The organism is Haloarcula sp. CBA1127, assembly GCF_001485575.1.
Taxonomy (GTDB): Archaea; Halobacteriota; Halobacteria; order Halobacteriales; family Haloarculaceae; genus Haloarcula.
The window spans coordinates 2780275-2800811 of sequence record NZ_BCNB01000006.1; the positions used below are offsets into that span (position 1 = coordinate 2780275).

Annotated in this window: 14 protein-coding genes; 6 read left to right on the plus strand and 8 right to left on the minus strand. The window is 63.6% G+C overall.

Annotated features, from left to right (window positions below):
* The first annotated feature begins 115 nt into the window (after positions 1-115).
* Positions 116-724 (plus strand): class I SAM-dependent methyltransferase, encoded by a 609-nt coding sequence (locus AV059_RS18495; RefSeq protein ID WP_058996874.1) that lies wholly within the window; start codon positions 116-118, stop codon positions 722-724.
* Between the two features lie 12 nt (positions 725-736).
* Here the strand turns inward: AV059_RS18495 and AV059_RS18500 are convergent, their stop codons facing one another.
* On the minus strand, positions 737-2602 hold the full coding sequence (locus tag AV059_RS18500) for a DEAD/DEAH box helicase (protein ID WP_058996876.1): 1866 nt from the start codon (positions 2600-2602) through the stop codon (positions 737-739).
* 102 nt (positions 2603-2704) lie between these two features.
* Between AV059_RS18500 and AV059_RS18505 the strand changes: the two genes are divergently transcribed.
* A complete protein-coding gene (locus tag AV059_RS18505) occupies positions 2705-4444 on the plus strand; it encodes a Na+/H+ antiporter NhaC family protein (RefSeq protein WP_058996877.1) in 1740 nt (579 codons plus the stop codon).
* Between the two features lie 48 nt (positions 4445-4492).
* Here the strand turns inward: AV059_RS18505 and AV059_RS18510 are convergent, their stop codons facing one another.
* Positions 4493-5551 (minus strand): glycosyltransferase, encoded by a 1059-nt coding sequence (locus AV059_RS18510; RefSeq protein WP_058996879.1) that lies wholly within the window; start codon positions 5549-5551, stop codon positions 4493-4495.
* Positions 5552-5630: 79 nt separating this feature from the next.
* On the opposite strand from AV059_RS18510, the gene AV059_RS18515 reads away from it, so the two are divergent.
* Positions 5631-7442, plus strand: coding sequence for a S9 family peptidase (locus AV059_RS18515; RefSeq protein ID WP_058996882.1), 1812 nt, complete (start codon positions 5631-5633; stop codon positions 7440-7442).
* Positions 7443-7563: 121 nt separating this feature from the next.
* Positions 7564-8079, plus strand: coding sequence for an NUDIX hydrolase (locus tag AV059_RS18520; RefSeq protein ID WP_058996884.1), 516 nt, complete (start codon positions 7564-7566; stop codon positions 8077-8079).
* On the opposite strand, the gene AV059_RS18525 is transcribed toward AV059_RS18520, so the two are convergent.
* Both AV059_RS18525 and AV059_RS18530 read right to left on the minus strand, forming a co-directional pair.
* Positions 8076-9134, minus strand: coding sequence for an NAD(P)-dependent glycerol-1-phosphate dehydrogenase (locus AV059_RS18525; protein WP_058996886.1), 1059 nt, complete (start codon positions 9132-9134; stop codon positions 8076-8078). The two genes, AV059_RS18520 and AV059_RS18525, sit on opposite strands and share 4 nt — an antisense overlap.
* 114 nt (positions 9135-9248) lie before the next feature.
* The gene (locus AV059_RS18530; RefSeq protein WP_058996889.1) at positions 9249-10232 is read right to left on the minus strand and encodes an NAD-dependent epimerase/dehydratase family protein; all 984 of its coding nucleotides are present in this window, start codon (positions 10230-10232) and stop codon (positions 9249-9251) included.
* A 205-nt stretch (positions 10233-10437) separates the two neighbouring features.
* Between AV059_RS18530 and AV059_RS18535 the strand changes: the two genes are divergently transcribed.
* Complete coding sequence (locus tag AV059_RS18535; protein ID WP_228841839.1) at positions 10438-10998, plus strand: type IV pilin; 561 nt, start codon at positions 10438-10440, stop codon at positions 10996-10998.
* A gap of 113 nt (positions 10999-11111) precedes the next feature.
* On the opposite strand, the gene AV059_RS18540 is transcribed toward AV059_RS18535, so the two are convergent.
* From AV059_RS18540 to AV059_RS18550, 3 genes are all read right to left on the minus strand, one after another.
* Positions 11112-12083, minus strand: a complete 972-nt coding sequence (locus AV059_RS18540) for a prohibitin family protein (RefSeq protein ID WP_058996892.1) — start codon at positions 12081-12083, stop codon at positions 11112-11114.
* 187 nt (positions 12084-12270) lie between these two features.
* Positions 12271-16818, minus strand: coding sequence for a glutamate synthase large subunit (gltB, locus tag AV059_RS18545; protein ID WP_058996895.1), 4548 nt, complete (start codon positions 16816-16818; stop codon positions 12271-12273).
* 154 nt (positions 16819-16972) lie between these two features.
* The gene (locus AV059_RS18550; protein ID WP_058996896.1) at positions 16973-17386 is read right to left on the minus strand and encodes a CBS domain-containing protein; all 414 of its coding nucleotides are present in this window, start codon (positions 17384-17386) and stop codon (positions 16973-16975) included.
* Positions 17387-17873: 487 nt separating this feature from the next.
* Between AV059_RS18550 and AV059_RS18555 the strand changes: the two genes are divergently transcribed.
* Positions 17874-18857, plus strand: coding sequence for a patatin-like phospholipase family protein (locus AV059_RS18555; RefSeq protein ID WP_058996898.1), 984 nt, complete (start codon positions 17874-17876; stop codon positions 18855-18857).
* 124 nt (positions 18858-18981) lie between these two features.
* Here AV059_RS18555 and proS read toward each other — a convergent pair whose 3' ends face one another.
* Positions 18982-20436 carry a proline--tRNA ligase gene (proS, locus tag AV059_RS18560; protein ID WP_058996900.1) on the minus strand — a complete coding sequence of 485 codons (1455 nt, stop codon included), beginning with the start codon at positions 20434-20436 and terminating at the stop codon, positions 18982-18984.
* Positions 20437-20537 lie beyond the last annotated feature (101 nt).

A 20537-nucleotide genomic window follows, 5' to 3' on the forward strand; every position in this document is an offset into this window, starting at 1 on the left:
CGATTATACGACGGAAGTTCAATCGCCGGCCAGCCGCGTATGCGGGGACGAGCCCGGAGTGTCCCCGCTCACACACCACCCAAAAACCTATTCCGGACAGTCGAGAGCACCGCGTATGAACCGACGCGACATCGTCCGCGAGGGCTACGACGATATCGCCGCAACCTACGCGGCCGAGCGTGACGGCGAGGGTCGCGAGCGCGGTCTGGTCGCGGACCTCGCGGACCGTCTGCCCGCCGAGAGTCGGGTCCTCGATGCCGGCTGTGGCGCTGGGACGCCCGCGATGGACGTTCTCGCAGCCGACCACACTGTCACGGGGTTGGATATCTCTCGCGAGCAGCTACGAACGGCGCGCGAGCGGGTCCCCGGACCGCGGCTCTGTCAGGGGGATCTGGCAGCGCTACCGTTTCCGGCAGACACGTTTGATGCGATTGTCTCACTGCACGCGGTCATCCACGTTCCGCGAGCGGAACACGCCGCCGTCTTCGCCGAGTTCGAGCGCGTGCTCAAACCGGGCGGTCGACTACTGGCCGCGCTGGGCAACGAACAATGGGAAGGCAACAACGAGGACTGGCTGGAGACCGGGACCGAGATGGCCTGGAGCTTCCACGGCCGCAAGCGCAATCGCGAGTTACTGACCGAGGCCGGCTTCTCCGTCACCGACATCGAGACCGTCGACGACGAACTCGGTGGGGTGTTCGCGTTTTTCCGGGCGCGAGCGTAGCCCCTCGCCTGCTCACTCCGTCTTGGCTGGCGGCTCGACGGCCTCGGCCTCCGTCTCGGTTACGCGGATGCCCTTCGAAGCGAGGTGGCGCATCTGCCGGCGAACAAAGTCTTCCTCGGTCGTCCCTCGCGTCGCGAGAATGACCATCCGGGCGTCGCCGGCAGGGCGCATCGTCCGCCCGGCCCGCTGTGCGCCCTGTCTACGGGACCCACCCAGTCCGGAAGCGACGAGAGCGAGTTCGGCGTCCGGCAGATCGATACCCTCATCGCCGACGCGGGAGACGACCAGCGTGGTCAGTTCGCCGCGGCGGAACTCGTCGAACAGCTTCTCCCGGCGGGCGTGTGGCGTCTCGCCGCTGATAAACGGCGCATCGATGGCCTCGCTGATGGCCTCACCCTGGTCGAGGTACTCGATGAACACCAGCGCCTTCGCGGCGGGATTCTCGGCTAGCGCGTAGCGTATCTCGTCGATTTTCCCGGTGTTGCTGGCGGCGGCCTGTCGGCGGTCGTGGCCCGACGTCGAACTGTACTCGGACTGTTCCGTTTCGTTCCCCCACGGCACGAGACGGATTTCGACCTCCGGTTCGGCGACGTAGCCCTCGTCGAACAGTTTGCCCCAGTCCGTCCCGATTGGCGGGCCGATGAGCGTGAATATCTCCTCTTCGTCGTCGCTCTCTCTGGTCGGCGTGGCGGTCAATCCCAACCGGTGTTTGGTCTGGAGGTCCGCGCTCCGGCGGTGAATCGGCGAGGGGACGTGGTGGACCTCGTCGAAGACGATGAGGCCCCACTTGCGCTGGTCGAACAGCTTCCGGTGCCGGTCCATTCCCGCGGTTCGGTAGGTGGCGATGGTAACGGGGCGGATAGACTTCTCGCCGCCGTGGTACTCGCCGATGTCGTCGTCGGTCAGCGAGGTGTGTCTGACCAGTTCGTCGTGCCACTGAGTCGCAAGTTCCCGCGAGGGGACGAGAATCAGCGTTTCGCCGCTGATAGCGGCCATCGCACCCATCGCGGCGACGGTCTTGCCCGACCCGGGCGGGCCGACGAACACGCCCGAGCCCTGTTCCGTGAACCGCTCCACCCAGTCCTGCTGGTAGTCTCGCAGGCGCAGGCGAAGGTCCATGTCGATGGCGTCACCCGTTTCGAGGTCGCGGTCGTCACGGACCGGATAGCCTGCCTCGTACAGCGTCCGCTTGATTTCGGCGGTGGCGTCCTCGTTGACCCACGACTCCGAGTCGGAGATAGGGGCTCGGAGGTGGTCGTCGTCGAGTTTCGGCCGGGCGACGTTGCCCATCAGGTCATCGCTGTCGGCTTCGAGTACGACATACCCGTCCTCGTGGGTCTTCAGGCGGAATTTCCGGGCGCGTTCCCACTGGCTCGTCACCCACTCTTCGAGGTGGGGCGAGCGCTCGCCCAGCACGTCCCGCATCGTCGTCAGAAGGTCGTCTAAGGACTCGTGGGGCGCGGCCCAGATGTCCTCCTCGCGGAGTTCGTACACGTAGCCGCCCGAGCGGTTGGTGTCCTGCAAGCGGGCGAACTGCGAGAGCTGTGCTCGCGTGAACTGGTCGGGGTGTTCGACGACGACCTCTCGGCGGTCGGGAAACAGGACCACACGCTCGCGGTCGGTCACCTCGGCGATGTCCGTCGGATACCACACGGACTCGACCTCGGACACGTCCTGGCGCTCGATGTCGCCGTCGTCGGCGAGCCGCTCCAGTGCCGCCCGTGCCTCGTCGGGCGTCAGGTCCGTTTTGCGGGAGAATTCCGTCGCCGTCAGATGCGGACGGCCGACGGCGTCGATGGCGTCGTAGACGGCGTCGAGTTCGAGTTCCGGGGTGGAGTCAGATTCGTCGTCTCGGTCGGCTGGCTCCTCGTCTGTCACTACCGAATGGAGGGGGCCGACGCTCAAACGGGTTTCGTCTGGACCATCTCTGATGTGGGTGTGAATACATACCTTAATATAGCGCCACCTAGACCTGCCGGCATGGTTGAGGGAATCGCGGCTGGACCGTGGTCGATTGTTCCAGCGCTCGTCGCCATCGGTCTCGCCTGGTACACCCGAGACGCGCTTATCGGGCTGTTCGTAGGTATCGTCATCACAGGCGTGCTTGTCGGCGCATTACACCCACAGGCAGTGGGGGTCCCGTCGGACCTGATCACCGCTGGCGGTGAGGTGGCGACCGTCCAGCCACAGGCCGAGGACGGCAGTCCCTGGACAGTCGGCGTCGGTGGCATCGTGCTTGGCGGCATCTTTGGGCTGAAGCTCGTTCCGGAGATCATCGCCACGGCCCCGCTGTTCGGAGAGTGGTACGTCAAGAACGTCCTGCTCGCCATCTTCGCCATCGGCGGGCTGATCGGACTGATGATCCGAGCCGGGGCGATTCAGGGCGTGCTGGAGGCGCTGGTGGCGCGAGCCGACTCCGCCGCAGACGCGGAAAAAGCCGCGTTTCTGGCGGGTATCGCAATCCACATTGACGACTACTTCAACTGCCTCGTGGTCGGCTCGATGATGCGGCCGCTGACGGACAAGTTCGACGTGTCACGGGCCAAACTGGCCTACTACGTCGACTCAGCGGGGTCACCAGCGTCCCGACTTGCGTTCTACTCGACGTGGGGCGCTGCGATGGTTGGCTTCATCGGAGGTGGCCTCGTCGAGGCACAGCGTCAGGGAACGCTGCCGTCCGGGATGACAAACTTCGTGAACACCGGCGGCGAGCAGGTCACCGCGGCGACCGGCGCCGTCTGGCCGCTGTTTTTCAACACGCTGTTTACCGGCTTCTACTCGTGGATCGCGCTCGGCCTCGCTGGCCTCGTCGCGTGGCAAGTCGTGCCAAACATCTACGGGATGGGGACCGAAGAGTCCCGAGCGAGAAACGAAGGGAAGGTCGTCGGCGACGACGCTGACCCGATGATTTCCGCGGAGATGGACGAATACGAGGTGTCCGAAACCGCCACGCCGGACTGGCGGAACTTCGCCTGGCCGATCCTCACGATGATTGTCGTCGGCCTCGGCGCGATGTTCTGGCGGGCCAGCCCCGTCATCTACGTCAAGGGGAAGGAAGGGATGGGGGCTACACTGCTCCAGCTCGGCAGTTGGCAGCTAATCACGCCGCCGAGCGGTCCTTGGGCGTTTAATATCGGCGGCGTCCAGCTCGGTCTCGCCTCGTTCTCAGCACTCATCGTCGGCTTCCTGCTGTATCGCTGGAAGGGCGACATCCCGTCGAACGACGACGCCACCGACGCGATGATGGTCGGCTTCAAGGGCATCCTCCTTGCGGCCGTCATCCTGATGTTCGCCAGTTCCATCCAGAACGCGGTGACGATACTCGGCGTCTCGTCGTTCGTGACGAACGTCTTTGGCGGCGTGCCGGCGTTCATCATTCCGGTGGGCGTCTTCCTCGTAACCTCCTTCGTCAGCTTCTCCGATGGGTCATCGTGGTCGACCTACGGCATCATGTTCCCCATCGCCATCCCGCTGGCATTCTCGACGGGCGCGAACCTCCCGCTGGTCCTCGGCGCGGTGTTCAGCGGTGGCATCTTCGGTGACCACACCTCGCCAATCAGCGACACGACTGTTCTCGCGTCGTCGACCAGCGGGAGCGACCACATGGTCCACGTCAGGAGTCAGGCACCCTACGCCCTCATGGCGGCGGGTATCGCGGCCGCGCTGTTCCTCGTGTTCGGGCTGGTGCTTCCAGAAGGCTTCCGCGTCATCCCGTACTGACTGGTGGCGATTTGTCCCCATCCTCAGCGCGTCTGAGCCTCGTGCCGATTACAAAAGGCCGGTATCCTCGATTTGCTTCTCGTAGCGGTCCTCGTACCTCGCCCGGACCTGCGCATGGTCGAACTCGGCGCAGGACTCGTCGACTCTCCGGCGCTCGAAGCCGGCCGATTCGGCGATTTTGTCGGCGATTTCCTGCGGGTTCGTCACTCGGAACGCACGGTCGCGCTGCTCGATGAGTTCGTGGGCCGACGACTCGGCCTGGTACTCCACGATGCCGATACAGCCACAGGCCATCGCCCAGAGGAGGTCCGTGGCGAAGCATTCCCGGAACGCTGTCTGGACAAACACGTGCGCACCCTTGTAAATCGAGACGCGCTCTTCGGTGTCGCACGCGCCGGCGAAGGTCACGCGGTCGTCGATACGGAGGTCGGCCGCCTCCTGTTCGTAGTGCGCTCGTTCCGGCCCGTCACCGATGATCGTCGCCGACCAACCCTTCTGCCTGAGTTCTGCCAGCCCGAGCAGCAGCGACTCGACGTTCGCACTGCCGTCCAGTCGGTGGGCGTACACCACGTCGATCTCCTCGCCGGCATCGGCCTCTCTAACGAGATCCATGTCGATGCTCTGTGGGAGTATCGTGGTCTGGTCCGCCGTCGCCCCCCGCTCTCGGACCCGCGTACGGACGAGTTCAGAGGGGGTGATGAGACAGTCCGACGCCTGAAGCGCAAGGCTAGTCCGGCGGTTTTCGGGGACGTCCTCGTCCCCGAACCACTCCGTCAAAAGCGGTGCGCGTGAAAGCGTTGCGCCGGTCTTGGCCGCGAGCGCGACCGACGACGGCGTCGGGTGAACGTGGACGACATCCGGTCGGAATCGCGCGAGCATGGCCGGCAGGCGGACACAGAAAGAAGGGACAGTCGGCGAGACGGTGACGGCGCGGTACGTGACGCCGTCGCGCTCGCGCTGATTATCGAACCCCGGCCACCACTGCGAACAGAACACGGTCACGTCGTGGCCGGCAGCGGCGAGTTCGGTAGCCACCCGCTCCAGCCGGGTCCGGCCCACTGTGTCCCGGTACTGACTCGTCTCCATGGCAACGACCGCGACACGCATACAGGGGCGACGACGTGGCCGCTCAAAAAGCCCCCGTTTGCAACAAAAGGTTTTGGCCGTGCCTGCCCTCCCTCCGGTTGTGACCGCGTACGACCTCTCTCGCTATCTCAATGTCCGGAGCGCCTACGGCAGCTCGTTCGCGCCGGACGGGACGCTCGCCTTCCTGATGAACACGACCGGCGTTGCCCAGCTCTGGTCGCTTCCCGAGCCCCATGGCTGGCCCGAGCAACTGACCTTCTACGACGACACTGTGAGCTTCGTCGACTTCTCGCCCGAGCGCCAGGAACTCGTCTTCGGCATGGACGAGGGCGGCAACGAGCGGGCGCAGCTATACCGGCTTGACGCGGACGGGCGCGTCCACGAACTCACCGGGATGCCCGACGCGAAACACCGCTGGGGCGGCTGGTCGCCCGACGGCGAGCGCTTTGCGTTCGCGTCGAACCGTCGTGATGAGGCTGTCTTCGACATCTACGTACAGGACCGCGACGCGACCGGCGACGATGCGGAACTAATCTGGAAGGGAGACGGCTGGTTCTCCGTCGGCGGCTTCTCGCCTGATGGTGAGCGCCTGCTGGTCAGCGAAGCCCACTCCAGTTTCGACCAGGACATCTACGTGCTTGACATCGACAGCGGGAACCGCAGCCATCTCACGCCACACGAGGGGAAGGTCCGCTACACGAGCGCGTCGTGGGGACCGGAAGGCGAGGCGGTGTATCTCGTCACCGACGGCGAAAGCGACACGCTCGAACTCGCCCGCCTCTCGCTTGAGGGCGACCTCGACATCGTCCGCTCGGACGACCAGTGGAACATCGACGGCGTCGCGCTTGACAAGGACAGTGGCCGTCTCGTGTACTCGCGCAACGTCGACGGCTACAACGAACTCACCGTCGGCGAACTGACGGGGCCGACAACCATTGAGACGTTCCCGACGCCGGACCTGCCGGGCGGGCTGGCCGGGGGCGTTTCGTGGGGACCTGACGCCGAACGGTTCGCCGTCAGCGTCACCGGGCGACGGGTCAACACCAACGTGTTCGTCGTGGAGACCGAGACCGGCAAGAGCAAGCAGTGGACGGCCGCCTCGACAGCTGGCATCCCACGTGAGACGTTCATCGAGCCAGAGGTCGTCCGGTTCGACTCCTTCGACGGGCGAAAGATTCCGGCACTGTTCTCGCTGCCGGACGGTGCAGCTACCGGGACCGGCGCTGACGGGGACACGCCCGTCATCGTCGACATCCACGGTGGCCCGGAGAGTCAGCGTCGCCCCTCGTTCTCGGGCCTGACCCAGTACTTCCTCTCGCGGGGCTACGCCGTCTTCGAACCCAACGTCCGCGGGTCGACGGGCTACGGGAAGGCCTACACGCACCTTGACGACGTCGAAAAGCGGATGGACTCCGTAAAGGACCTGCGGGCCGGTGTCGACTGGCTCCACGACCACCCGGCTGTCGACCCCGACCGAATCGTGGCGATGGGTGGCTCTTACGGCGGCTTCATGGTGCTGGCGGCACTGACCGAGTATCCGGACACCTGGGCAGCCGGCGTCGACGTGGTCGGCATCGCCAACTTCGTGACGTTTCTGGAGAACACTGGTGACTGGCGGCGGGAACTCCGCGAGGCCGAGTACGGGTCTCTCGAAACGGACCGCGAGTTCCTCGAATCTATCTCGCCGATCAACAACGTTGACCGCATCGACGCGCCGTTGTTCGTCCTTCACGGGGCCAACGATCCCCGCGTCCCGGTCGGCGAGGCCGAACAAATCGCCGAGCAGGCGGCCGAACAGGGAGTTCCCGTGGAGAAACTCGTTTTCGATGACGAGGGACACGGCATCAGCAAGCGGGAGAACCGCATTGAGGCGTACACCGCTGTCGTCGAATTCCTCGACGACCACGTCTGAGCGACCTGAAAAACTCTGTGGCTGGCATATCTTGTACGGCTGTCGTTGCCGGCCTACCGGGTAGTTTCAAACCGTGAGAGTGTTCAGGCGGATTTATTATGCTCCCGAAGCACCGTTTCGTATGGAAATAGCCGAGCGCTCGCGAGCACGGGTGCAAGAGCGTCTCGCCCGTCTCGAACAGGAGTTCGGCTCGACGCCGGTGGACCAGACCACCTTTTCGGTCGGTGCGGAGGCGTACCAGCGTGCTGTCGAGCGCTCACGGGAGGGGCAGGTCGACGTACACGCGTTCGTCCACAACGAGTCGGGCGACGTGTTACTCAGCGACGCCGACGGGTCCTGGGAGGTCCCGCAGGGACAGACACAGGGGTCCGAGCGACCGGCGGCAGCAGCCGAACGAGTCGTCACCGAAACAGCCGGCGTCTCGTGTACCATTCGGGATGCAGTTCGGGCGACCATCTGTGGCGTGCGAAACGAGACAGATCAGGGCGCTGAGACGGTGTATCGACTCAGTATCGTATTCGACGCGGAGATCAAAAGCACCGCGGCCGAAAGCGGTGACGTTGAGACGACCGGTGAGGCCGAAGCGTCGATCCGATGGGACGACGCGGGCGATGTCGCGGTCGCAGAACTGGTTTAGATAACGCCGGTGACCGTCGCCGCTTCGATGGCCGCTTCTTCACTCATTCCGTCCCCGAGAACCGTGTAGCGGTCGCGGATCTGATGGGCCGTGGTCAGCGCCTCGATCACGGTCTCATCGTCGATGCCGAGTTCGTCTGCCGTCGTCGGCGCGCCGATGGCGGCCAGCGCGTCTCTGGCGTCCTTCCACTTGCCTTTCTGGCCGCTGTGGAGGTATTCGGTCATGATCGAGCCGACACCGACCTGATGGCCGTGGAGCGCGCCGTCGGGGACGAGCCGGTCGAGTTGGTGGGAAAACAGGTGTTCCGCGCCGCTTGCCGGACGCGAGGAATCGGCGATAGACATCGCAACGCCCGATGAAACGAGCGCTTTGACGACAATCCAGGATGACTCCTCCAGCCCCTGTTTTATCGAGTCGGCGCTCTCGACGAGCATCTCGGCGGTCATCTGGGAGAGCGCACCGGCGTACTCGGAGTAGTGGACATTTTTGAGTCGGTGGGCGAGCTGCCAGTCCCGAACCGCGGTGTAGTTCGAGATGATGTCGGCACAGCCAGCAGTGGTCAGCCGCCAGGGGGCCTCCGCCAGTACCTCGGTGTCGGCGATGACCGCCAGTGGCGGCTCGGCAGCGACGCTGTGGCGCGTGTCACCTTCGGGAACTGAGCCGCGACCGGAGACGATGCCGTCGTGGCTCGCGGCCGTCGGCACCGAGACGAACCCCAGCCCGAGGTCATCGGCCGCCATCTTCGTGATATCGATAGCTTTCCCGCCGCCGACACCAAGCAGGAAGCCCGCGTCGATCTCCGAGGCGTGGTCGATGACCTGCTGGACGGCGTCGAAACTGGCTTCCTCGATGACAATCTCGGAAGGGTCGTACCCCTCGTCCTCGAACTGTTCGACGACCCGCTTGCCGGCGACATCATATGGCGTCGGACTCGAAACGACGAGCGGCCGGCCAGTCAGGTGGAGCTCGCTCACGGCCTCGATTGTACGCCCGAGGACCCCGTGCCCGACCACGACGTTCCGGGGGAGACGGATCCAGGTGCGTTTCTCGAACATGGTTGCCTGTCTCCGGGCACGCGTGAAAACAGTTTAGGTGCGACGAAGGGGAAACAGGTGGCCTCAGTTCGCGCTGGCGATGACGAACAGGTTGCGCACCGCTGCAGCTCGTTGTTATTCTGTCAGTTGTCCGACAATCGCTGCTTCCGTGTCCCGGTCCGGTCCGAACTCCCGGCCGATTCGGTCGTTCTCCCGATGCTCGGCGACAGTCACGGCCAGCGCCGTCTCGTGGGGCGTCGACGACCAGCCCAGGTCGCGGAGCTTTGCCGTCGACAACAGATGCGGCGAGTCACGGTAGATGGGGAAGTCGTCGGGGGCAAGCCCCGCCGCCGCGAGTTCACGCTCGCCGACGCCGACGGTCTCGACGGACGTGTCGTGTACGCCGGCGAGCAGGTCGACCCACTCCCGGAGCGTCGGCGCGTGCTCGTCACCGACGTTGTAGGCCTCGCCGGCCGTTCCTCGTTCCGCGACGAGTCTGAGCGCGCTGGCCACGTCCTCGACGTAGGCCATCTGCCACAGGCTGAGGCCGTCGCTGGGAACGACGATCCGGTCGTACTCGGCCACGCGGTCAACCCAGTAGGCGAACCGCTCGGTGTAGTCGTAGGGACCGTACACGACGGTCGGCCGGACGCTCATCGCCCGCACGCCGTCCTCCGCGGCGGCGAACACTTCACGGTCGCCTTCGGCCTTCCGCGGCCCGTAGGTCTCCGCGCTGTCGGTTGTAGCCTGCTCGGCAGTACAGCCTGCAAGCGGCGTCTCCCCCTCCCGCTTGGGCGTCCGTTCGGCGCCGTAGGCCGCGCCGCTTGAGATATACACGTACGCGTCGACATCGGCAAACACGTCGGTCGCCACCCGGACATCCTCCGGGAAGTATGCCACACAGTCGACGACCACGTCCGGGTCGACCTGCTTGCGAGCGGTTTCGAGTGTGTCCCGCTCGTTCCGGTCGCCCTTGATGTGAGCGACATCGGAGTTCGCGAACGGATTCGAGCGCTGGCCGCGGGTGAGCATCGTCACGTCGTAGCCCGCGTCGCGGAACTCGGTGACTGTGTGCCGGCCGATGAACCGACCGCCGCCGATGACGAGGACACTGTCCATACGCTGTGCTCGAACGGGACCAGCAAAACAGTGTGGCTCACCGCCAGCGTCTGCCGCGGTCCGACAGTTGACACCGAGTGTTTACCGAGGTGGCATGACGACCGACACCCCATCAGCAGAACGGGCGATAGAGTCGGCAATGTACGGTGCAAGACGACATCTCAGGGGGCGGATATTTTTACGTAGTCGGGCAGTAACAGATGCAGTGACAGGTAAGTTGCGTGCTGTCTCTTCAGTTATTTCGGTTATCCTCCTCGTGGCGGTAACTGTCGTTCTCGCAGCAGTGCTGTCAGTGGCGACGCTCGGCCTCGCGGAGAAACTGGATGACACAGCGCCTGTGATCGGCCAATCGGGCGGTGAGTTCACCGCACAGGATGGAGTCGACGGGGGCATCGTCCGTATCACGCACGTTGCTGGAGATGTCGTCCGTGTCTCGGATATCGAAGTGGCAGTCAGCGCCGACTGTAGCGGTGACGGAACTGAAAAACACGGACGGTTAGTCAACCTCCCGGCGAAATCCGGTGACCGGCCACAGAGTGACAACATCGAGGGCGACGATATCTTCGACGAGAGCACTGGTTCGCTCACGGAGCGCGGTGCTGATGATACCGGGGCTCTGGTTACAGACGAGTTCCGTCCCGGAGATGTGATCGTCTTCCGGATAGCGGGCGGGGACTGTGACTTGCAGCCGGGCGATACAGTGACCGTCCGAGTCGTGCACACCCCGTCAAACGCGGTTATTATCCAGCAGCAACTAACTGCGTGACTCGACAGGTACGCTGTGTCCCGATATCGATCTGCCACTGCGCAAAACCGGCAGCCATTTTTAACGAACGGCGCGGCGGAAAAAACGAACGAGGCGTGCCCTCGTATCTGTGATCAGTTGCCGGCCGTCGCGTTCGTTACGTTCGTCGAGAACCCAGTATCGGCGCTGGAAGTGTTTCCGCCGCTGCTCCGGCCAGTCTGCAGGATGATGGGTGTTCCATCATCGTCAGTCGCCAGAATGACCTTGTCCGAATCGTCGATGCTCTGGACGTACTGCTGTTTCAGCACGACCGGGTTGTCCCGAAGCGCCTCACCGCGAATCTCGATAACTCGGGCGTCGGCCTCGGCCTGAATCTCCTGCCGTTCCTTGTCGCGTCGGGCCTGTTGAATCTCGAATTTCTTCTCTTCGACGCGTTGTTTTGCGATTTCCTTGTCGTTGAGCGCCTGATCGTACGAGTCCGGGAGGTCGACGGTACGAACCTGGACCTCTTCGAGGACGAGCGCTTCGTCCTCAAATGCGGATTCAAGTTTCTGCTGTGCCGCATCGCCGAGTCGCTCGCGGCCGTCGTTGGTGTATATCTCGCTCGTCTGGATACCGGCGGCCTCATCACGGAGCTGCGACCGGACGGACGGTCGGATAAGTCGCTCCTCCGCCTGGCCGACGGTCCGCCATTCGGTGACGAACCCCGACGCGTCTGTTTCTTCGATCTTGTACCGGACGGTGATGTCGATGTCGACCGTCGTCCCATTGATGGTCTGAACGGTCACCGCATCGGCTTGTGACGGTCTGTCGCCTTCGCCCTCAGTGTTGGCCATGGTGTAGGTCCGGGGTCGGATTTCCACGTCCTGGACCGAATCCTTGACTGGCACGATGATGTGTGCGCCCGGCTGGAGTTGATCGCCGGTTACCGCGCCGAACGATTTCTGGACGCCGACGTGGCCTTCGGGGACCTGATGATAGCCACCGAACAGCGCCGTTGCGACAGCGAGGGCGACAACGACGCTGACGGCAATTCGAAGACCGCGGCCAACATCGATGTCGATGTCCGACCCGGAATCGGGGTCAGGACCGGGGATGTCACTCATGCTGTGCTCCGATGCGATACGACGGTTGGTTGTACGGGGACCATGTCCAGCACTTTGGCCCGATAGCTATAGGGCCAGCGGTTGATTGTCACAGCGTTACATTACGACGACCAGCACTCGTCTCGAATGTGGGCGCAAAAACAGGTGATGACCGACTACAGATACAAAAACGCCGAACAGTGGCGTTTCAGTCGTCTGTCGAGGCGGCGAAGTCAGCCTCAGCGGCTTCGGCGCTCGGCGCGGCCTTGGCCGGCGGCTCGTTGCGCACGTCGTCGCGCTCGCGGTCGGCGATGACCTCGGCGTAAGCGTCGGGCATCACCTTCGTGAAGTTCTCCACCTCAGCGTCCCAGTCGTCGAGCAACTCCGCCGCTCGGTCAGAGTCGGTGTAGGCGGCGTGGTTCTCGACGAGCCGGGTAATCATCTGGCGGTCTTTGCCTTCGAGCGTCTCGGCCAGCGACACCATGCCGGTGTTTGCCTTCGCTGCGAACTCGCCGTCGGGGTCGTAGACGTAAGCGACGCCGCCGGACATCCCGGCCGCGAAGTTCTTGCCCGTCTCGCCCAGCACGACGATAGCGCCGCCGGTCATGTACTCACAGCCGTGGTCGCCGACGCCTTCGACGACGCCTTTGACCCCGGAGTTCCGGACGGCGAACCGCTCGCCAGCCATGCCGTTGACGTAGGCCTCGCCCTGCGTCGCGCCGTACAGCGCGACGTTGCCGATGACGATGTTCTCCGATGGGTCGAAGGGAGCCTGATCCGGCGTGTTCACGATAAGCTTCCCGCCGGAGAGACCCTTCCCGACGTAGTCGTTTGCCGTCCCGGTCAGTTCCATCGTCACGCCCTGTGCGAGGAACGCGCCGAAGGACTGGCCGGCCGTGCCGTCGAAGTCGACCCGGATGGTGTCGTCCGCGAGGCCGTCACTGGCGTGTTCGCGGGAGATGCGGTTCGAAAGCGTCGCCCCGACCGCACGGTCGACGTTGCTAATGTCGGTGTCGATAGCGACCGGGTCGCCGCTGTAGATGGCGTCCTCGGCGGCGTCGATGAGGTCCCAGTCGAGTTGTTCGTCGACCTCGTGGGTCTGCTCGCGCTGCTTGTAGCGACCGTCGTTGTTGGCCGGCTCGGCGATGACTGAGGAGAGGTCGAGCTTCTGGGCCTTGGGCTGGCTCACGTCGTCGCGCTGTTTCAGGACGCTCGGTCGGCCGATCATCTCGTCGATGGTCTCGAAGCCGAGTTCAGCCATGATCTCGCGCAGTTCCTGGGCCACGAAGGTCATGTAGTTGATGACGTGCTGTGGCTCGCCGGGGAACCGCTCGCGGAGGTTCTCGTTCTGCGTGGCGATGCCGACCGGGCAGGTGTTCTCATGGCACTGCCGGGCCATCACGCAGCCCGAGGTGACAAGCGAGGCGGTCCCGAAGGTGTACCCCTCGGCGCCGAGCAGGGCGGCAACAGCCACGTCGCGACCGGTCTTCATGCCGCCGTCGGCGGTCACCTTGATGCGCGAACGCAGGCCGGTTGCCCGGAGCATCTGGTTGGCTTCAGAGACGCCCAGTTCCCACGGGAGGCCGGCGTTCTTGATCGACGTTTTCGGTGACGCGCCGGTCCCGCCGTCGTGGCCCGAGATGTGGACCACGTCGGCGTTGGCCTTGGCGACGCCAGCCGCGATGGTCCCGATGCCGTCCTCGGAGACCAGCTTGACGTTGATGTCGGCTTCGGGGTTGGAGGCCTTGAGGTCGTGGATGAGCTGCTTCAGGTCCTCGATGGAGTAGATGTCGTGCAGCGGCGGCGGCGAAATGAGGCCGACGCCCGGCGTCGCGTACCGCACGTGGGCGATCATCTCGTTGACCTTCTTGCCGGGCAGGTGGCCGCCCTCGCCGGGCTTTGACCCCTGTGCCATCTTTATCTGGAGTTCGTCAGCCGACGCGAGGTAGTCGGAGGTAACGCCGAAGCGGCCGGAAGCGACCTGCTTGGTCGTACACTCCTTCTCGGTGTCGAACCGTTCTGGCGGTTCGCCGCCTTCGCCGGTGTTGGCGTTGGCCCCGAGCCGGTTCATTGCGATGGCGTTGTTCTCGTGCATCTCAGGCGATAGCGACCCGAGTGACATCGCCGCGGTCTCGAAGCGCTCGACAATGTCGTCAACCGCCTCGACATCCTCGATGGGGATAGACTCGCGGTCGGAGTCGAATTTGAGCAGCCCCCGGAGCGTCTGGAGCTCCTCGTTCTGGTCGTTGACCAGTTCGGCAAACTCCTTGTACGTATCGTAGTCGCCCATCCGGACGGCTTGCTGGATTTTGCCGACCGTGTTGGGGTTCCACTGGTGGTGGATGCCGTTCGAGCGGAACTCGTACTCGCCCTGCCGCGGCATATCGGGCTCTTCCTCGCTCCAAGCGACCTCGTGACGCTGGGTGAGGTCGTCCTCGATTTCCTCGATGCCGATACCGTCGGTTCGGCAGGTCGTCCCCTCGAAGTACTCCGCGATGAAGTCCGAGGAGAGGCCGACGGCCTCGAAGATCTGGGCACCCTGATAGGACTCGACCGTGGAGATACCCATCTTGGCCATCGTCTTCAGGAGGCCGTCCTCGACGGCAGTGATGTAGGCATCGATGGCGTCGGCCAGGTCCGCGCCGTCCGGTCCAGCCACCAAGTCATCGATAGTCTGGTAGGCTATATAGGGGTTGACGGCCCCGGCTCCGTAGCCGATCAGCGTCGCGAAGTGATGGACCGCACGCGGGTCACCGGACTCGACGACGAGCCCCACGTGATTGCGGAGGCCGTTGCGGACGAGATGGTGGTGGATTCCACCGACGGCAAGGAGGCTCGGAATCGGCACGCGGCCGTCGCTGGCCGCACGGTCCGAGAGCACGAGAATGTCGTGTTCCTGTGCTGCGGCGTCAGCCTCGGCCCGCACATCTTCCACGGCTTGGCGAAGGTCGCCGCCCTCTTTGTAGGTGATGTCGATGACCTTCGTGGACATGCCGTTGGCGTTCAGATCCTTGATAGACTGCGTCTCCTCGTCAGTGAGGATCGGCGAGTCCAGCACGAGCTGGCGGGCGTGGCCCTGGCTCTCGTCGAGGATGTTGCGCTGGTGGCCCAGCCGGGACTCCAGCGAGGTGACGAGTTCCTCGCGGATGTAGTCAAGCGGCGGGTTCGTCACCTGGGCGAACAGCTGCTTGAAGTAGGTGAACAGCGGGCGGTTGAACTGCGAGAGCACCGACAGCGGCGTGTCGTCACCCATGGAGCCGACGGGGTCTTTCCCCTTCTCGGCCATCGGCTCGATGAGGTGGTCGACCTCGTCGTACGTGTAGCCGTACATGGCCTGATGGCTCCGGAGCGCGTCCGCGGGGTCCCGGGGTGCGTTGTCTTCGCGGTCGGCAACCTCGTCGATGTCGACCTGTTCTTCGGCGACCCACTCGCCGTATTTGTCGTCGGTGATGTCGTCGAACACTTCCTCGTCAGGGATGACGCGACCCTCTTCGGGGTCGGCGAGGAAACACTGGCCGGGCTGAAGCCGGCCCCGTTCCCGAATCTCGCTAGCGTCGTGTTCCAGTGCGCCGGCCTCTGAGGACATCACGAGCGTGTTGTCCTCCAGCACGTCATAGCGGCACGGGCGGAGACCGTTCCGGTCCAGTACAGCGCCGATACGGTCGCCGTCGGTGGCTGCGACGAGCGCCGGGCCGTCCCACGGTTCGACCAGCGAGGCGTGGTAGTCATAGAAATCACGCCGGTCACCGGTCACGTCGTTCATCTCGCCGCGCCAGGCCTCGGGGATAAGCATCCGGAGGGCGTGGGGGAGGTCGCGGCCGCCCTGCAGGAGGAGTTCGAGCGCATTGTCAACGCTCGCAGTGTCTGACTGCTCGGGGTCGTCGATGATGGGCTTGATCTTCTCCAGATCTCCCTCGAACTCGTCGCTCTGGATGTCGGTCTCCCGAGCGCGCATCCAGTTGATGTTCCCCTGAATCGTGTTGAACTCACCGTTGTGGATGACGCGACGATACGGATGGGCGAGGTGCCATGCGCCCAGCGTGTTTGTCGAGAACCGGGCGTGGACCATCGCGAACGTCGACTGCATCCGCTCATCTTCGAGATCGGGATAGTAGTCTTCGAGCTGTTCGGCCTTGAGCAGGCCCTTGTACACCACGACATCGGTTGCGAGCGAGACGACGTAGAACCGCTCGTGGCCTGCCGGCTTTTCCTCTTCAACAGTGTTTTCGAGCGCCCGGCGGCCGATGTACAGCTGATTCTCGAAAGCGTCGCCGGTCTTGCCCGTCGCAGAGGTAACGAAAAACTGGACGATATCGGGCTCGGATTCGAGCGCCGTTGCGCCAAGGTCGCTGTTGTCCGTGGGAACGTCGCGCCAGTCGAGGACATCGAGGCCCTCAGCGGCGAGTTCCGTCTCGACGAGGTCTTTCAGACTCTCGGCGACCTCGTCGTCTTGCGGGAGAAAGAGCGTGCCGACGGCGTACTCGCCAGCGGGTGGCAGGTCGGCGTCGACTTCGGCAGCGAAAAACTCGTGTGGAATCTGGAGCATGATGCCCGCTCCGTCGCCCGTATCTTGCTCGGCACCCGTTGTCCCTCGATGTTCGAGGTTGTCGAGGAGTTCGAGTCCGTCCGATACAACCCAGTGGTCGCTGTCGCCGTCGAGGTCCATGACGACCCCGACACCACAGTTCGACCGTTCGTCCGTGGGATCTGCAAGCCCGGCGTCGCCTGCAGAGAGACCTGTCTGTCGCTCAACCATGTGTTTCACGACTGGGGATGCCACTATAAGAGGGTAATCCTAATGGTATTAGTGTTGTTTAACCCCACATTAGGGAGTATATATTTATCACCATTGTTGAAACTGTATCATGGTTAATAAGTGATGGTCCGCTGGCTGGCGGTTCACACGCTGTTCAGCCGAGTACGGGTGCGGATGACTGCTCGATACCCGAAACGTATACTGTCATGTCAGTCGTAGTTAACATCCCGACGACACCTTCCGTCTCATCGACGACCGGGAGATGGTGGACACTGTGGTCCAGCATCACGCTTGCGGCTGCCTCGACTGGGTCGTTTGCCGTTACTGTAACCAGATCCGTCGTCATGAATTCGGACACGTCTAACCCCGCCGTATCGCCACCCTTTGCGGCGATTTCGACGAAGTCCGTGGAGGTAAGAATTCCTAACAAGTCCCCGTCAGCGTCGACGACGACAACGGAGCTGATGTTCTCGTCGAGCATCCGCTTGGCGACCGCTTTCGCGTTCGCATCGGCGGCAACAGTGGTGACAGGCGATGACATAATTCGTCCGACAAACACGTCTTCCATGACAGCCGATAACATAGGACGAGGTATAACCGTGTTGGTTCCGGACATCTACCGATTGCGGCGACAGAGAAATATATAAGGTCTTAATATTCTGCGCCCGCTATGATGTATGCACCCCTTCAACTATTCGCCCCCTGTCTCCGAGATCCCACTCCAACTGGTCGGTTGCATCGGGGCTGTCGGCCTTCCATTGCTGCCGTAAACTGTCTGTAGAACTATATTTCCTACGACGGTATCTGTTCGCCGTTTGGCGTTTGTATGACTGTAGTCTGACGGCGATTTATATACATAGGGACAGCAGTAATCATCGGGGGCACGGAGGAAAATGTCACACGCTCCCCGACCCCATCCTTCCTTCAGACTGCTAGCTGTCCCTTCGTGAAGAGGCTCGCTACCCAGAGGTGGCAAGACACTTCACCGGATCACAGCCGGCAGTATCGGTGGGCCGGCAGTTATCTATGCAAGCTCATCGTATATGAATTAAACCATGTCTAGTCATGGCCCCAGCGTCGCCATCGCCTGTCAGGGCGGCGGCAGCCACAGCGCGTTTACCGCCGGTGCGCTGCAACGACTCCTGCCAGCGGTCGAGGACGAGTACGATCTCGTGGGGTTGAGTGGCACCTCCGGCGGCGCTCTCTGTGCAGTCACAGCCTGGTACGGCCTGCTCAGTGAGAGTCCCCACTATGCCGGGAAACTACTGGAGGATGTCTGGTGTGATATCGCCGCCACGACGCCGCCCTCGTTCCTGCTCAACGAGTCTCTTGTGTGGCGCAAGCGACTACAGAACCTCATGCTCCCTGTGGCTGACATCTCGCCCTACGCGGCATCGGGCGCTGTCGGCCAGGACTGGTACCTGTCGCTGCTTGACCGCCACATCCCGTTCGAGGAGTTCGACAGCCTCGTCGAGGAGGCCCCGCCACACGTGACCGTCGGCACAGTCAACGTCAACAACGGCGTGTTCGAGACGTTCAGCGACGCTGCCATCACACCGAAGGCGGTGCTGGCCTCGGCCGCGTTCCCGCTGCTGTACAAAGCCGTCGAGCTGAACGGCCACTGGCATTGGGACGGCCTGTTCTCACAGAACCCGCCGATTCGGGAATTCCTGACCAGCGACCGGCCGAAACCGGACGAGATCTGGGTCATCCAGATCGAGCCACAGACCCGCGACGACCGCCCGACATCGCTGGCAGAGATCACCGACCGCCGGCAGGAACTGTCCGGAAATCTATCGCTGAATCAGGAACTGTTCTTCGTCCGGAAGGTAAACGACTGGGTCGAAAAGGGGTATCTCCCGGACACATTCAAACACGTAGAGATCCGGCGATTGACGCTCGATGAAAAGCTGACAGCAGCCTCGAAACGCGACCGCGACCCCCGGTTCATCGAGGACCTCATGGAAACGGGCCGAGCCGAAGCTGACGCGTTTCTGGAGCGGGTGTCGGAGGCCGTAACCGAACCACCTGGTCAGTAACTCTTCGCGAAGTACGCTGTCTCGCTCCGACCTTTTACTTCCTCGGGTGCGCTCGTGATACTCGCGCACCGCTCGTCCTAAAACGTCGGCGAAAACTGCGGTCCCTCGCTCCGCTCGGGCCCGTTCAGTAACTCTTCGCGAAGTACGCCGTCTCCTCGGCGTCCTCGCCACAGATGGCGCAATCGTCGTGGATCGGCTCCTCGTCGCGGTCAAGGGGCACCATCACGATTTCGGCCGCGATAGCGTCTTTGATCGGTTCCTCGCAGTCCGCGTCGCCACACCAGCCACATTTCACGTAGCCGCCGTGCTGGCCGATGGTACCGAGGATTTCCTCGCGGGACTCGGCCTCGCGGATTTCGCCCTCCAGCGTCTCCTCGGCGTCGGCGTATAGCTTGGCGTGGACAGTGTCGAGGTGGTCGGTAACGGTGTCGGCGATGCCGTCGCGGTCGACCGTCTCGGTCTCGCCGTCGGGTCGGTGGACCAGCGTGGCCTCTCCGTCCTCGACCTCGTGGGGACCGATTTCGACCCGGAGCGGAACGCCGTGGAGTTCGTGTTCGTTGTACTTGAAGCCGGGATTGCGGTGTTCGCGGTCGTCGAGTTCGACGCGGACGCCGGCCTCGTCCAGTTCGGCGGCGAGGTCGGCGGCGTAGTCGATAACCTCGTCCTTGTTGTCCTCCTGCCAGATGGGGACGACGACGACCTGATCAGGCGCGAGTGCAGGCGGAAGCACGAGGCCCTGGTCGTCGGAGTGGGTCATGATGAGCGCGCCCATCGCACGCCAGGACAGTCCCCACGAGGTCGTGTGGGCCGTGTTCTCTTCCTCGTCGGCATCGGCGTAGGTGATGTCGAACGCCTCGCCGAAGGAGGTCCCGAGGTAGTGGGAGGTGGCAGCCTGCACGGTCTTACCGTCGGGCATCAGCGTCTCGATGGTCGTCGTCGTGTGCGCGCCGGGGAACTTATCATGAGGGGGCTTGCGTCCCTTCAGCGGCGGCATCGCCATGACCTCCTCGTAGAGGCGAGCGTACTGGTCCAGACGGGTCATCGTCTCCTCCCACGCGCCGTCCTCGTCGGCGTGGGCAGTGTGGCCCTCCTGCCAGAGGAACTCCTTGGTGCGGAAGAACGGCTTCGTCTCCGTTGCTTCCCATCGGACGACCGAACACCACTGGTTCAGCCGCATCGGGAGGTCTCGGTGCGAGCGGGTCCACTGCGCCATGAACGGCGCGATGATGGACTCGCTTGTGGGCCGAACCGCGAGGCGCTCTTCGAGTTCGTCGTGGCCGCCGTGGGTTACCCACGCCACTTCGGGGTCGAACCCTTCGACGACGTCTTTTTCCTTCTCAAGATAGCTCTCGGGGATAAACAGCGGGAAGTATGCGTTCTGCACGCCAGTGTCCTTGAACCAGCCGTCGAGGTTGTTCTGGATGCGCTCCCAGATAGCGTAGCCGCGTGGGCGCGTGACGATGAATCCGCCCATAGGGGCGTAGTCCGCGAGGCCAGCCTTCTGGACAACCTCGGCGTACCACTCGCCGGGTGAATGCTCCTTGCTCTCGGTGATGCCGAGTTCCTGCTCGCCACTCATTAGGTGTGTCGTGGCCCACGGCGGTAATAAACTCCCCGAAGGGTGGTGAGCCGCTGGCACGCCGACCGGCCCAGTTCGATGCCCCGCTCCGCGCCGCGAGG